At 39.2% G+C, this 13747-nt stretch carries 13 protein-coding genes and 2 pseudogenes; 3 read left to right on the top strand and 12 right to left on the bottom strand.

What is annotated here, in order from left to right; genetic code table 11:
* A partial coding sequence (locus tag CDZ78_RS15545; RefSeq protein ID WP_087870822.1) for a methyltransferase occupies positions 1-1113 on the bottom strand: 1113 nt, incomplete at its 3' end.
* 131 nt (positions 1114-1244) lie between these two features.
* Positions 1245-2836 (bottom strand): annotated as a pseudogene (locus CDZ78_RS15540) (protein adenylyltransferase SelO).
* Between the two features lie 1107 nt (positions 2837-3943).
* On the opposite strand from CDZ78_RS15540, the gene CDZ78_RS15530 reads away from it, so the two are divergent.
* Both CDZ78_RS15530 and CDZ78_RS15525 read left to right on the top strand, forming a co-directional pair.
* On the top strand, positions 3944-4342 hold the full coding sequence (locus tag CDZ78_RS15530) for a hypothetical protein (RefSeq protein ID WP_087870820.1): 399 nt from the start codon (positions 3944-3946) through the stop codon (positions 4340-4342).
* Between the two features lie 178 nt (positions 4343-4520).
* Positions 4521-4715, top strand: coding sequence for a hypothetical protein (locus CDZ78_RS15525; protein WP_087870819.1), 195 nt, complete (start codon positions 4521-4523; stop codon positions 4713-4715).
* Between the two features lie 80 nt (positions 4716-4795).
* On the opposite strand, the gene CDZ78_RS23860 is transcribed toward CDZ78_RS15525, so the two are convergent.
* Positions 4796-4930, bottom strand: coding sequence for a hypothetical protein (locus CDZ78_RS23860; protein WP_280175593.1), 135 nt, complete (start codon positions 4928-4930; stop codon positions 4796-4798).
* Positions 4931-4962: 32 nt separating this feature from the next.
* On the opposite strand from CDZ78_RS23860, the gene purB reads away from it, so the two are divergent.
* Positions 4963-6327, top strand: coding sequence for an adenylosuccinate lyase (purB, locus tag CDZ78_RS15520; RefSeq protein WP_087870818.1), 1365 nt, complete (start codon positions 4963-4965; stop codon positions 6325-6327).
* 147 nt (positions 6328-6474) lie between these two features.
* On the opposite strand, the gene CDZ78_RS15515 is transcribed toward purB, so the two are convergent.
* From CDZ78_RS15515 to pta, 9 genes and pseudogenes are all read right to left on the bottom strand, one after another.
* Entirely contained in the window at positions 6475-6936 is a 462-nt protein-coding gene (locus CDZ78_RS15515) for a sterol desaturase family protein (RefSeq protein WP_087870817.1), read from the bottom strand.
* A 14-nt stretch (positions 6937-6950) separates the two neighbouring features.
* Positions 6951-7769 (bottom strand): NAD(P)/FAD-dependent oxidoreductase, encoded by an 819-nt coding sequence (locus tag CDZ78_RS15510; RefSeq protein ID WP_280175594.1) that lies wholly within the window; start codon positions 7767-7769, stop codon positions 6951-6953.
* A gap of 182 nt (positions 7770-7951) precedes the next feature.
* Positions 7952-8233 (bottom strand): ISAzo13-like element transposase-related protein, encoded by a 282-nt coding sequence (locus CDZ78_RS15505; RefSeq protein ID WP_087870815.1) that lies wholly within the window; start codon positions 8231-8233, stop codon positions 7952-7954.
* 467 nt (positions 8234-8700) lie between these two features.
* Positions 8701-9477 (bottom strand): alpha/beta fold hydrolase, encoded by a 777-nt coding sequence (locus CDZ78_RS15500; protein ID WP_087870814.1) that lies wholly within the window; start codon positions 9475-9477, stop codon positions 8701-8703.
* A pseudogene (locus tag CDZ78_RS15495) lies at positions 9470-9895 on the bottom strand (secondary thiamine-phosphate synthase enzyme YjbQ). The gene CDZ78_RS15500 and the pseudogene CDZ78_RS15495 overlap by 8 nt, the downstream one beginning before the upstream one ends.
* A gap of 76 nt (positions 9896-9971) precedes the next feature.
* The gene (locus CDZ78_RS15490; RefSeq protein WP_087870813.1) at positions 9972-10286 is read right to left on the bottom strand and encodes an H-NS histone family protein; all 315 of its coding nucleotides are present in this window, start codon (positions 10284-10286) and stop codon (positions 9972-9974) included.
* A 99-nt stretch (positions 10287-10385) separates the two neighbouring features.
* A complete protein-coding gene (locus CDZ78_RS15485; protein WP_087870812.1) occupies positions 10386-11180 on the bottom strand; it encodes a DUF2914 domain-containing protein in 795 nt (264 codons plus the stop codon).
* Positions 11181-11420: 240 nt separating this feature from the next.
* Positions 11421-12098, bottom strand: coding sequence for a transaldolase family protein (locus tag CDZ78_RS15480; RefSeq protein ID WP_087870811.1), 678 nt, complete (start codon positions 12096-12098; stop codon positions 11421-11423).
* 19 nt (positions 12099-12117) lie between these two features.
* Positions 12118-13747 (bottom strand): phosphate acetyltransferase (pta, locus tag CDZ78_RS15475; protein WP_140414108.1); only part of this gene is annotated, 1630 nt, incomplete at its 5' end.

Below are 13747 nucleotides of genomic sequence, written 5' to 3'. Positions count from 1 at the left end.
AATAAATTTAGCATTAGAGGCAACCAGCTCTACTTTGGAAAAATATCGTTTCAGACTTGCCTGATAACCCAGGTGGCGATTGCCAATAACCCATAATTCTCCACCTGCACGTAAAACTTTTTTTGCCTGTTTGAACATGCGTATAGCAATATGGCTACCAATGGTGGTTTGCTGATGAAAAGGCGGGTTACACAAAATCAAATCAGCTGAATCAGGTTCGAAATCTGTTAAAGCATCGCCAACTTTAAATATGGCACTTCGGCCATCAAAAGCATGGTTAAAGTTTTGCCGGGCAGACGCCACAGCCATAAATGACTCATCGATAAAAGACAATTGTGCTTGCGGATTTATGTCTGCAAACATTAACCCGACAACACCATTACCACACCCTAAATCAACAACTTGCTGATAATTATTATCCTGTGGAAGGTGTTGCAAAAAAAAACGCGTACCTATATCCAGGTTTTTATGAGAAAAAATATTGGCATGATTAGTAATCTGATAATCCGTATTTTCCAGTTGATAAATAACTGGGTAAGGATTAGTCGGAACATCACGCTGCTGATCAGGCTGCGCATAAATTAAACGCGCTTTTTTAACTGCTCTTGACGGTATGGTTGCGCCGATCAAGCGTTCGACTGTCTGCCATACAGACGGCGGTAAATTTTTAACCATAGCCGCAACAATTAGCTGGGTATCGGGTTTTAATGTATCTTGCAAACGAGTCAGAATATCTTCTAAATATGCCAGGGTTTTTGGTACTTTAATCAGGATAAAATCAAACTGGCCAGTTGGTAGTTCTATACTATCGAATAAGTGTGCTTTATTAACTGGTAACTGATTAAGCTTCAAATTCTCAGTGGTAGCCATCAACGAGACAAATGAATCGGATACAGAACATGGGTTAAGAGTATGTAAAGCTACTGCTAATGCTCCAAAGCTATCATTAATTATCAATACACGCGGATTTTCAACTAGTTTTAATTTGGGCGCAACATCATTTAATAAGTATTCATCTGCTGCATCCCAGGCACGTAATTTTTCATCTTTTTCCAGCGGAAAGCGTTGCACAAAAAATTGCCCCAGGGCAACCTGCATATAAGTTTCTGTCATTAGTTATCATTGCTCCGGGCAGTTTTTTTTCAAAACACAAAGAAACCCCGGTAATATTTGCAATTGCTGGGTTACGTTATCTGTGCTTCGCTGGATAATCTAACCCAGCCTACAGTATAGGGTTTTATAGTTTAAGAACTACAAGATAGCATTGAACAACCCGCCTTAGTCCTCGCCCAATCGGGACGTTTTTCTGCCCAGGTCTGGTATGCAGGCTGTTCATTATAAGGGTTGCGTAATACTTCTAATAATTCATTCACCATACTATGATCACCCTGCTCTGCTTTATCAATAGCTAACTGGGCTAAGTAATTCCTGAATACATACTTTGGGTTTACAGAATTCATGGTCTGGTTCCTGCTCTCATCACTGGTTTTATCTTCTTGTACTCTAGCGATATACTGCCGTAACCAGGCTATTATCTGAGCTTTAATTAAATCAGTTAACTGCTCAGGCTGATAATAAGCCTCATGCAATTCGGCTAATAACTGTTCATCGCTTAACTCAATCTCGGTTGAAATATTGGCGAGTTTACGATAAAAAACCGTCATATCAGTTTCAACTAACACCAGTATTGTTAGTAAACCGTCCTGCAAAGTTTTATCAGTGCTAGGCTCATAGACATGCAAACCTAACTTTTCTGACATCATATTCTGGTAGCCAGCAAGGAAGGTTTTGCTATAAAGCTGCAAGGCTTGCTGCAAAGGTTCGACTTGTTCAATTAAAGGGTAAATAGCATTTGCTAACTGGTTTAAATCCACCCTGCAATCTGCGGCTGATTACCGAAACGATAACGTCGCTGTTCTTTATCTGTAGTATTCGGAGTCCAGTCAGGATCATAATTTTCCAGCCAGCCATAAGGTCCATAATCAATCGTTAAACCTAAAATAGACATATTATCGGTATTCATCACTCCATGTACAAAACCTACGCGTTGCCAGTGCACAATCATTTCTGCTGTTTTTACACAGACTTCCTCAAACCAGGCTAAATAGACCTCTTTACTGGGCTCACCTAAGTGAGAGAAATCAATACGAATCGTGTAATCAACCAGTTCTTGCAATAAAGCAACATTGTTTCGGGCGGCATGAATTTCAAAACTGCCAAAGCGAATAAATGAAGGAGCAACCCGACATACAACGGCACCTTTTTCCCACTCTGGGTTACCATCATAAAACATATCTCGCATTACCTGTTCACCTGTAGTGATCAAACTTAACGCACGTGTGGTCGGGACACCTAAATGATACATCGCTTCACTGCATAGAAACTCACGAACGGAAGAGCGTAATACAGCCAGGCCATCTGCTGTACGTGAATACGGAGTTGGGCCCGCACCTTTAAGCTGCATTGCCCATCGCTCACCTTTTTGATTAAGAACCTCACCTAAATTAATGGCCCTACCATCGCCTAATTGCCCAGCCCAATGCCCAAACTGATGACCACCGTAGCACATAGCATAAGGCTGCATACCCTTTGCTAACATATTTCCGGAAAATATTTGTGTAAAGTCCTCACTCTGACAATCTACTGCTGACAAGTCAAAAAGCGCTGCAACTTCATGGGCATAAGCCACTAATTGAGGACTTGAAACTGCAGTGGGTAAAACCTCTGAGTAACAGGCTTGTTCCACTTGCCGGCGATGGTTAGCTGTTTCATTATCAGCTGGTAACAAATTAATAAACCGGTTATCAAAATTTAATCGATCGAGTTTATTTTGCATGTGATCTAGTGTTTAATAAGGCCTGAATTCAGAATACTTTATAAAAAGTCTATATTTAATTATGGATACATTACTATACTTCGCGCGACCACATTTGCGAATTTTTATCGGTCGATTTTTGCCGATTGACTGCGTTGTTATCAACAAAAAACCACTCGATAGTGTTTCGTAACCGTAACCGCACAAAGTATATCTAACAAAAAAGTAAAAAACGATGCCTCATCTCAGTAGCAATAAAATTTTTTCCCAATCTGCAAAGCAATTCTGGCAAACATGGTTATTTGCCTTTATCTGGAATGCCATAACCTGGTTTGCCATTATAAAAGGAGGACATAATATCCTGCGTGCCTCGGGGAGTCCCTACTTTTGCGAAAGCTCATTTTGGGCGTCCAAGCCCAAGTTCGCGGCAAAAGCTTAACGGGACTGATTAAAATCTGCGATGCCCTGATTCGCCCTGCGTCCACTTATAAAAACCCTAGAGGGGTTTTTATTTAGTTACCTCAAATGGCTTGACGCGATGTCGGAATGCCTTGTATTTTCTCTACGCAAAAAGACGCTTCGAGAAAACACCCGGCCCTATCGCTATCACGGACTAAAAATCTTCACTTCGCTTAGGCTCCGTTTCCAGGATTTTCAGCGTTTGAAGAAAATCCTGTTTTTTACTTTTTTGTACTGTTTCCCTTTATTGGCTTATGGACCATTATTATTGCAATACAGCAAACGCTTGCATGGTATAAATTTGGCAAAACTCCAGTCATTTTAAATCCTTCACCCGGGCAGGTCGGAGGCCGCTGTTCTGGATATATTACACTTCCAGAAACAGCAAAAGAAGCTAAACGGGCAATACTAAGTTTAAGCTGTATCCGCAGCTATATTTATCGCAGCAATGATGGCAAATCCAGCCAGCGCGAACAGGCTATCTGGCAAGATCAAATAAGCATAAGACCTGAAAAATATGGCAGAAAAAGAACACGTTTAAATTTTGTATTTAAGCCGCCGGCTAATTTACCAGCAACAGAGCAAGAAAGTGATGATTACCATCTATGGCGATTACAGGTTCGCATCCCCCTACCCGGGATTGATTATGATCGTAATTTTGAACTTCCTATGGAAAAACCGGCTGAACAAATAGTTGTTACTCATCGCTACGCTCAAACACAAACATCATCAACTATAGCACACCGAGAAACTAAAGCTGGCTCAATACCGCAGATTAATAAAACAAGTGCAGGTACTGAATTTTACTATGGTTATGGTCGTGAAAAAGTGATGGCAATCATTATCATGCTGTTTGGCCTTGGTCTTGCAGTCTTAGGTTATTTCTTTTTTCATGACTTTTTAAACTTTCTTCCTGTAACCGCAGGCTTAATGGTAGCCTATATTGGCTTCATTGCCCTGGCACTGTTTTTACTGGGTGTTTTTATGCTTGCCAATAGTCTCACAGTCGAAGTGAGTCTAGAGGGCATACATACACAAACAACAACGCATCTTTGGCTATTTACTTGAACAGACGATAAAGGCAGATGATATTGTAAAAATCATTGCTGAACAAAATGCTTCTTCAACTTCAGGGAATACAACTAGAGTCTGGTATTGTCTAAAGCTTATCACTCAGAATAGCCAGCAATTAGAGGTTGGCGATCATCTTGAAGGACAAAGTTATGCAGAGGAAATCAGACAACAAATGCTTTCTGCTCTGGGTAGTTCATGGCAGCCAGCAAAACAAAATACACCGCAAGCAAAAACCAAAAGGCCATTACCCGTTTGGCTACGCTGGACAGGTAAAGTATTGTCTTACTCTTTTGTTATTGCAATCATCTATGACTTAAGCCGGATGTTTCCTGAAGTAACAGAGATTTTGACACACTTATCTCCTTAACATTATCCGTAGGTCTGTCTAGCTCCGTGTTGCACTGGTAAATGAAGTGATTTATTTTATTCATATCTATACTATGCAGGCTAAAGACCTGCGTCCCATGCCTTTAATTGCTGTGTATTCCAGGTCATGACTGTATTAACCTGACTTTCTCTAGGTTTATAATCTATCAGTTTTTTACAGCGACTATACTTATCTTTTGCTAAAATAACGCACATTACTTTAGCTTCCAATACGCCTATATAAAATTATGACTAATTTCTCTCTTACTGCCATTTCTCCAATTGATGGCCGCTACGCTAGTAAGGTCGAAGCCTTACGTCCTATCTTCAGCGAATATGGGCTAATTCGTTTTCGCGTGCAGGTTGAAGTGCGCTGGCTACAAGCTTTAGCCCAGCACGATCAAATTTCCGAAGTGCCTCCTTTCAGTGTATCCGCCAATCAAGCTCTTGATAGTATTATCAGTAATTTTTCTGAGGCTGATGCGCAACGGGTTAAAGATATTGAAAGCACCACAAATCATGATGTTAAAGCAGTAGAATATTTTCTAAAAGAAAAAATTGCTGATAATGCTGAATTAAATGCAGTAAGTGAATTTATTCACTTTGCCTGTACTTCTGAAGATATTAATAATCTTTCTTATGCATTGATGCTAAAAGAAGGGCGCGCTGCAATTCTGCCACAGATAACTGATTGTATTGAAGCTCTTAGGGAGTTAGCCCATGACAATATGGACCAACCGATGCTTTCACGTACCCATGGTCAATCAGCCAGCCCTACGACAGCAGGAAAAGAATTTGCCAATGTTGTTGCACGTATGTTGCGTCAAAAAGACCAGTTCGAAGCGGTAGAAATTTTAGGTAAAATCAATGGCGCTGTAGGTAACTATAATGCTCATGCTGTTGCCTACCCTGAAATTGATTGGCAGGATTTCTCAAAAAACTTTGTTCAGTCACTGGGACTTTTCTGGAATGCCTATACCATTCAAATTGAGCCACATGATTATATAGCTGAATTTTTTCAGGCACTATCACGCTTTAATACCATCTTATTAGATTTTGATCGTGATATCTGGGGCTATATTTCTCAAGGCTTCTTTAAACAAAAAACCATAGCCGGTGAAATTGGCTCTTCCACGATGCCACATAAAGTTAACCCGATTGATTTTGAAAATTCAGAAGGTAATATTGGTCTGGCAAATGCATTATTTCATCATCTCGCAGAAAAACTACCTGTTTCACGCTGGCAGCGTGATTTAACTGACTCTACAGTACTGCGTAATATTGGCGTTGGTATTGCTCATACCAGCATTGCTATTCAGTCTACATTAAAAGGTATTTCTAAATTAGAAATTAATACCGCTGTGATTGAAGCCGACCTGGATGCTAACTGGGAAGTACTGGCAGAACCGGTACAAACTGTGATGCGTCGTTATGGTATAGAAAAACCTTATGAAAAGTTAAAAGAGTTAACCCGTGGGCAGCGCATTACAGCAGTTGATATGCAGGCATTTATTGAAAAGCTGGATATTCCTGATGAAGCTAAACAGGAGCTTATTAAATTAACACCGCGTAGTTATATAGGCTATGCAGAGAAACTAGCTGGTGAAATTTAATAATTTCTGAAAGTCCAGGTTCTAATGTAGCCTATAGGGATCTTGCGGAATACAGAAAAAGTAGCGAACTCACTTCCCCGTATTCCGCAAGCTCCATACGGGCTACACAAAGCTTCAGATCTTATTTTGTGCGGTTTAATGCTTACATTATTTACTGCGTGTTTTCATCAGATAATCAAACAACGGATGGCTTATACACCAGTCCGCTTCATCATTAGTCATATGGTGATGGTAATGCCAGGGTAGATAAGTTTTTGCCCAACCTTGATTACAATGAGCCTGGCGGTGCAACAAATAGTAAATAACAACTGAAAAATAGATCGCACAGGCATAGCCATTAAGCCACCAGAAAAAAGGTAGATTCAAGAGTAAAATACAAACTAAAACCAGCAATTCTTTGGCCTGGCTATTCCAGTGTATTGGCCATTTCTGATAACCTGTATCAAGCATATTATTGCGCAGAACAACGGCATGATGTTCATATAAATGATAAGCCCAGAAGCTGTCTTTTCGCTGGCCCAGCCCATGTAGACAATAACGGTGAATAAACCACTCCCCCATATTGGCAACCAATAAACCGAGTACAAATTGTAAGGCCCAGACGGTCATTATTTAATCAATCGCTAAAATACATACGGGTGATCAGCTTCAAAGCCATGCACCTTAGCTACCGCACTAAAATCAGGAACTTGCCAGCCAGCTGTCTCCTGACCACATAGATAAGTGGCTAACCAATTAGCCTGACTGCGAATTGGCAAGATATAAGCATACAATTTATTATCCGGTAACTCGGCAACATCCCCCAGAGAAAATATGTTTTTATCACTGGTTTGCAAATACCGGTTTACCAATATACCGCGCTGCGTTTCTAGACCTATATTTCCAGCTAGCTCTGTTCTGGGTTTAAAACCACATGAAACAATCACTGCATCATAAACAGAATGACCTTCTTCTGTAAGAATACTTGTACGACCATCTATTTTTTCGATAGCCTGGATAGCTTGCTGGAATTTAACGTCTATCGAATGACTGTGCATAACAGCTAATAACTTCAATGAGTCTTCAGCCACTAATTGTCGTTCCATTAGTCTATTTTCAGCATGAAACAAACTCACTTTATCACCTGAAACAGCTAGATCAGAAGAAAGTTCACAACCAATGAGCCCTCCTCCAATAATGGCCCATTCAGTAGCTCGTTTTTTTTCATCCAGGATTCTTTTCTGTAAGTGACGTAACTCGATTAAATCATGCAGACTATTAAATACATAGAAATTATCCCTGAAGGGATAAAAAGGTGGTGGTATAAAAGCTGCCGATCCAGTTGCAATAACCAATCGATCATAAATCAGAGCTTCAGCGCCCTTTTCTCCTTGAATATGGACAGATTGAGTAGACCGATCAATTCCTGTCACCGTGATACTCTCAAATACAGAAATATTTATTTTTTTAATTAGACTAAATAAATCAATAGAAAGGACCGGGGGAATTTTCCTTTTCCGCCCTCCAAAGCGTACTTTTTATTGAAGCAGGAAGAATTTATAGACGTGCCTCCGTGAGATGAATCACACAAATCTACTTTGGCTTTTATATCGATAGATATCCGTAGTGAATCCTCTCGTTTATCCTATTCTCGATTAGCCTCGGTAAGGTTGTCAAATATATCGTCAGTCTTTTCTATCTTCTTGATGGATTTTGATTTTTGAACTCGACGTAGGCGATAACCCAATCTGTTTAATATATTGCTTATTGCTCTTACGCAAGGTAAATCATTATCTGTCCAACCTTGCTCAGTTCTCAATACTTTATGCGTGGCCTTGGCAGTAAGACGAGTATATTTGAATAGGGTCTGAAACGTAGGACCTGTTCGACTTGCTGGTTCTGCTAGACAACAGATATCCGCGTCCAATTATTGCATTTTTCTTCAATCTTTTTATTTCCACTGGCTTTAAAGTTATCAATACAGGTTATTCCTGTGCGCAATTAATGTAACCCTAGCGTTGCGGTGTTTCGCTCCCAACCGAAAACCCTTTCAGCCAAACGAGGATTAGATTTCAAATAATCAATCGTTACTTGCGCTTGAAAAGCTCGTCTATTGAGGCCAGTAAACTTTATTGAGGCATTTTTTATTGTGGCAATATGTTTTTCTTATAAGGTTAACAAGGTCTCTTTTTGGCTAATGAATAATATATCCAATAGAATACAATAAACTTCCAAATATGTCTTACTTTTTGGGTGGGTTATTTTTTTCTAATTGCCTTAGGTGATTTCTGTCAAAGAATATCACCTTTAGTTTTCCTGATTCCCCTTAGCTCTCAGTTACACTGTTAGATTTTGTGGACTTTCCGATATTAGTAAATCAGTATCCTAAGCCCGCTAATCACTTAAAAATGCATTAACAGCTGCACAAAATGCATCAGGCTGTTGCGCATGTAACCAGTGCCCTGCCCCTGCAATTGTCTGAATCTCTGCCCTAGGAAATAAGTTATCGATACTTTCCTGATCAGTATAATCAGATAACTCGCCCGCCAGAAATAAAACCTTATCAGAATAAGCCGGCATAGCCTCGGTATCAGGAAAAGCAATAATATTGTCTGCTGTATTGGAAAAAACATCTAAATCAATTCGCCAGCTATATTTCCCCTCATTTAATACCAGGTTTTGTAATAAAAATTGTCTAAAACTTGATTCGGGTATAGCACTAGATAATAAAACATCGGCTTGCTTACGATTAGTTAATTGCTCTAAAGGCAGTTCCTTTAATGCCTGAATAAGATTCTCAAAACTATGTCGATAACTAAACGGGGCTATATCTGCTATTATCAGTTTATTAATACGTTCAGGTCGTGATAAAGCTAACCACATAGCTGTTTTACCACCCATGCTATGGCCTAATATATTTGCCTTGGCTAATTTCTGACTATCAAGAAACAACTCAACATCTGCGGACATGGATGGATAATCCATAATCGCATTATGCGCTGACTCGCCATGATTGCGCATATCTAAAGTATAGATATGATAATACTCAACTAGTTTCCTGGAAATTTGACGCCAGTTTCGTGAAGAGGCAAAAAAACCATGTAATATGACTAAGACTGGTGCAGTCGGCTCACCATATTCCTCGAAAACTAACTTAATTGCTCTACTCATAACTCTGACCAGATAGGGTAGCTACCACGGAACGACTACCGCCATGATTACGATGTTCACATAGATAAATGCCTGCCAGATACCCAGGTTCAATTTTCCCTGAGTGATAGGTATATTAATATTAGCTCCTAAAATACCACTCTTTAAATGAGCAGGCATATCATCATCACCTTCGTAGTCGTGTTGATAATAAGGCGCTCTCTCCGGGACAAAAGTATAAAATGACTTTCAAAATCTGCTCTGACAGTGGCATCAGCATTTTCATTAATTGTTAATGAAGCTGAGGTGTGCTTAATAAATAAATTAAATAGGCCATATTCAATAAGTTTTATGCCTGGAATAGCCGATAAAACCTCATTTGTTACTATATGAAAGCCTCTGGGTTTTGCAGATAATTGAATTCTTTTTGTAACCACATAATAGTGCTAATTAAAAAATAAACATAAAAAAAGCGACTCTAAAGGTCGCTTTTTCAAATTTCAGACTAATTCAAACTAAATCAAAAACTCTGATTTATCGCGCCCTGCCTCAGTAAGTGCACGCATCCATTTCGGTGTCATTCCACGACCAGTCCAGGTTAATTCAGCATCATCTGGATTACGGTATTTAGCCGCCACTTTTGCTCCCTTACGTTTTGGCTTTTTAGCGCCCTCATGAATTTCAACTGTTACACCTATTGAAGCCGCTAATTCTTTAATCTGAGCAATCACTTCTTTACGTTGACCCGCTTGTTTATCCTTTATTGCAGACTCGGCATTTTCTATCATTGCCTGCAGTTCATTTACGGAGAGATCATTTAAATCAGTCATATTATTTAACCTTTAAATTTACTAGTATTAGTGATTATATTCACCAGAAAAAAATTTTCTAAATAACTATAACAAAATAAATAAAAAATACTATTATATTTATCTTTTTTCAACTGAAAAATCAATTTTATGCAATATATCGCCCTGCTGGGTAATAAGTCTAACTTGCCACTGACCTATAGATCGGGAAGTAAATAGTTTACTGGTAGGAATTCGCCATCTATTACCGCGAATGATAATTTTTCGTTTATAAATAGCTTTACCTTCTTTTAACCACTCATGAAAAACGATACTTCCTTGCATATTATTTACTTCAGTAAAATAAGTAGCTCTCTGAGCCTTACTGCTATCAACAAGTATAGGTAATTCGACCTCACCATAGGGTTCAAGCTTATTAACTCCTTGTGCAAGCATAGCGCGGGTAATATGAGGATTTAAATTTTCAGGGCTAGCAGGAACTAGTTGATGCTCATTCTTTGTAACAACAATTTCAGCTGTTATTTCTTTATCTGTCTTTGTGGAAGGTTTAGCAGAAATCTTAACGACATCTATTTTTTCAGGAGTCGCTTCTTTTTTAGCAACAGCTACCGGCGTTTGTTTGGGAGTAGTCTTGATAACAGAAGCTTTCTTTGCAGGAGTTGCTTTGATTGAGCCTGACTTCTTAATAATAGACTCATTGACTATAGGGGTAGGTGTTTCTTTTATTACGGTGTCACTATCATCCAGATAACTGAAATAATAGGCTGGAAGAATAACCAGGAGAATTAAAACGATAAGTGCGTAGATTATTCGTTTAATATTCCACTCGGTAATCATGTTGAGCTCAGGATCTTCCATGATACGTCTTTCTGTTTTTGATTTTACTTTAATCGATATTTTTTTATCTGCTTTCATAAATTCATTTCTACTTCGCGCAGTGACGTTTTGTGCTGATTTAGCAAGAGGGTTTTTGTTCGGAGCAAGCTGCTGAAAAGGGCAAACTGGTAACGCATGTTAAATTAACTCGGCACTTTCGGTATTAATTAACCGTAAGAGAATATGGTTTTGTGCAATATCTATCGCATACTATCCTATTGTTCGCGTTGGCCATCCATGGCTAACAGCGAATACAATAGTACTTTTACTAAACCAGTTTTAGCTGTTATATGATAATTTATCGCCAAAAGCAGCTGACCAGTCAACATTAAATTGATCTACCGCAGGCTGTACCGCTGGGAAATTAACCATTTGCTCAATAACATCAACAGGTAATGTGATCGCTCCACAACCAGTCGCTAAAACATCCATGACTTGCTGTGTGTTTTTAAAGCTAGCAGGTGTAAGAATGGTTGATAATTCATGCTGATTCAAAAGATTTTGAATCTCCACACAAACACCAACACCATCATTATTAAGTGTATCGATACGGTTTAGATAAGGTGACATATAATCAGCGCCATTTAATGCCGCTAGAAAGCCTTGTTGTACAGTATAAATAGCTGTCGCTAAAGTACGAATGTTAGTAGGTCGTAACTTCTTCATAGCAGCCAGACCAACCGGTGTGGTAGGAATTTTAACTGTGAGATTTTTATAAGGCATAGCAGCAAGTTGCTTTGCTTCTTCAACGATACCATCAACAGTAGTACTCAATGCTTGTACAAAAAGTAGAGTGTCATCACCCAATACTTCTACAATACCAGGTAAAACATAATTCACCCCTTTACCAGAACCAGCCATAATTGATGGGTTTGTTGTCACACCTGCTACAGGTAAATATTCATTAATTTCAGCGATCTTTTTTACATCAGCCGTATCAAGTAATAATTTGAACATATTGCTTATATCCTATATTTTAGTTTTGAAATTGAGATTGTATGGCTGTCATAACGACTGTATTAACAATATCGGTTACAGTACAACCACGACTTAAATCATTTACAGGCTTATTCAAGCCTTGCAAAATTGGGCCTATTGCTATTGCTCCAGAGGAACGTTGCACAGCTTTATAGGTATTATTCCCGGTATTAAGGTCAGGAAAAATAAACACATTAGCGTGCCCTGCTACTTCACTATCAGGTAATTTTGTCCTGGCAACGCCTGCATCAACTGCAGCATCATATTGCATAGGACCTTCTATTTTTAATTCAGGATGTGCCTGCCTGGCAATAGCAACCGCCTGACGTACTTTGTTTACCGCCTCCCCTTTACCCGATTCTCCGGTGGAATAAGAAAGCATCGCGACACGAGGTGATATATTATACATCATTGCAGTTTGTGCTGCACTGACGGCAATATCAGCTAATTCCTGTGCATTTGGGTTTGGGTTTACTGCGCAGTCGCCATAGACAAGCACTCGATCTTCCAGACACATAAAAAACACACTCGATACGATAGCCACTCCAAGCCTGGTTTTAATAATCTGAAAAGCGGGCCTAATCGTATGCTGCGTAGTATGTACTGCACCTGAGACCATGCCATCGGCATGACCCAGATGCACCATCATGGTTCCAAAATAACTAACATCGGACATAATATCATAAGCCATATCATAAGTGACACCTTTCTCTTTACGTAGATTAAAATACGCTTCAGCATATAACTCACGTAACTCAGATTTAAGTGGGTCTATAATGATAATATCGTCTAAATGTAAGCCTAAACTATTTATTTTTTGCTGAATTATTTCGATATCACCTAAAAGTGTGATTTTTACAATATTTCTCAATAATAAAATTTCAGCTGCTCGTAAAATTCGCTCTTCGTCTCCCTCAGGTAAGACAATATGCTGAATATTGGCTTTTGCTCGTTGAATTTGTTCATATTCAAACATTAACGGCGTTACCCGTTCAGAATGGTTATTAGCGAGTCGCTGCCTTAATTCATCAAAATTCAAGCTACTTTCCATTAAACCCAGAGCTGTCGCTATTTTTCGCTCGTCCTGTGAGTATATTCTCGACCTGACTTCTTTAATCAACATCGCTGTCGTAAAAGTATCATGATCTACTGATAACACAGTAAATGGCGTATCACCTAAGCCTGCGATTAAAGATTCAACTTGAGTCGCAGTATTTTGCTTTCCTGTCAGTAATAATCCAGCAATTTGAGGATAATTACTAGAAGGATAGGACATCAAACAGGCGAGAATAATATCAGCACGGTCGCTCGGCGTAATAATTAAATCACCCTCTTCCAGATGCTCTAAAAAGTCAGGCACCTGCATCGCTGCAATTTTATAATGTTTTACCGGTCTATTAAATGTTTGCGAATCTCCGGATAAAATCCTGGCATCTAACTGCCTGGAAATATTGCCCACACTGAGCATATTTAATGAAGGCTCACTTGGCACGACATAAACAGGAAACGCACTATCAGGCTGATGATCATAACGCTTACGTAATTCCTCGACTTGTGAGGCATCAACTCCATTAATGACACTGGCAAGAAGATCACAATCCGATTCCAGCAATGCATGCCTTAGGAAT

Origin of the sequence: Bathymodiolus platifrons methanotrophic gill symbiont (assembly GCF_002189065.1) — a bacterium.
Lineage (GTDB): Bacteria > Pseudomonadota > Gammaproteobacteria > Methylococcales > Methylomonadaceae > Methyloprofundus.
The sequence above is the reverse complement of the archived record's forward strand: the minus strand, read 5'-3'. Positions and strand labels throughout refer to the sequence as shown.

What these genes read in the sequence shown, in the direction of transcription:
- CDZ78_RS15530 (WP_087870820.1), top strand. Translation starts at nt 3,944, where the DNA reads ATGGAAAAACCGGCTGAACAAATAGTTGTTACTCATCGCTACGCTCAA.
- CDZ78_RS15525 (WP_087870819.1), top strand. Translation starts at nt 4,521, where the DNA reads ATGCTTTCTGCTCTGGGTAGTTCATGGCAGCCAGCAAAACAAAATACA.
- CDZ78_RS23860 (WP_280175593.1), bottom strand. Translation starts at nt 4,930, where the DNA reads ATGTGCGTTATTTTAGCAAAAGATAAGTATAGTCGCTGTAAAAAACTG.
- purB (WP_087870818.1), top strand. Translation starts at nt 4,963, where the DNA reads ATGACTAATTTCTCTCTTACTGCCATTTCTCCAATTGATGGCCGCTAC.
- CDZ78_RS15515 (WP_087870817.1), bottom strand. Translation starts at nt 6,936, where the DNA reads ATGACCGTCTGGGCCTTACAATTTGTACTCGGTTTATTGGTTGCCAAT.
- CDZ78_RS15500 (WP_087870814.1), bottom strand. Translation starts at nt 9,477, where the DNA reads ATGAGTAGAGCAATTAAGTTAGTTTTCGAGGAATATGGTGAGCCGACT.
- CDZ78_RS15490 (WP_087870813.1), bottom strand. Translation starts at nt 10,286, where the DNA reads ATGACTGATTTAAATGATCTCTCCGTAAATGAACTGCAGGCAATGATA.
- CDZ78_RS15485 (WP_087870812.1), bottom strand. Translation starts at nt 11,180, where the DNA reads ATGAAAGCAGATAAAAAAATATCGATTAAAGTAAAATCAAAAACAGAA.
- CDZ78_RS15480 (WP_087870811.1), bottom strand. Translation starts at nt 12,098, where the DNA reads ATGTTCAAATTATTACTTGATACGGCTGATGTAAAAAAGATCGCTGAA.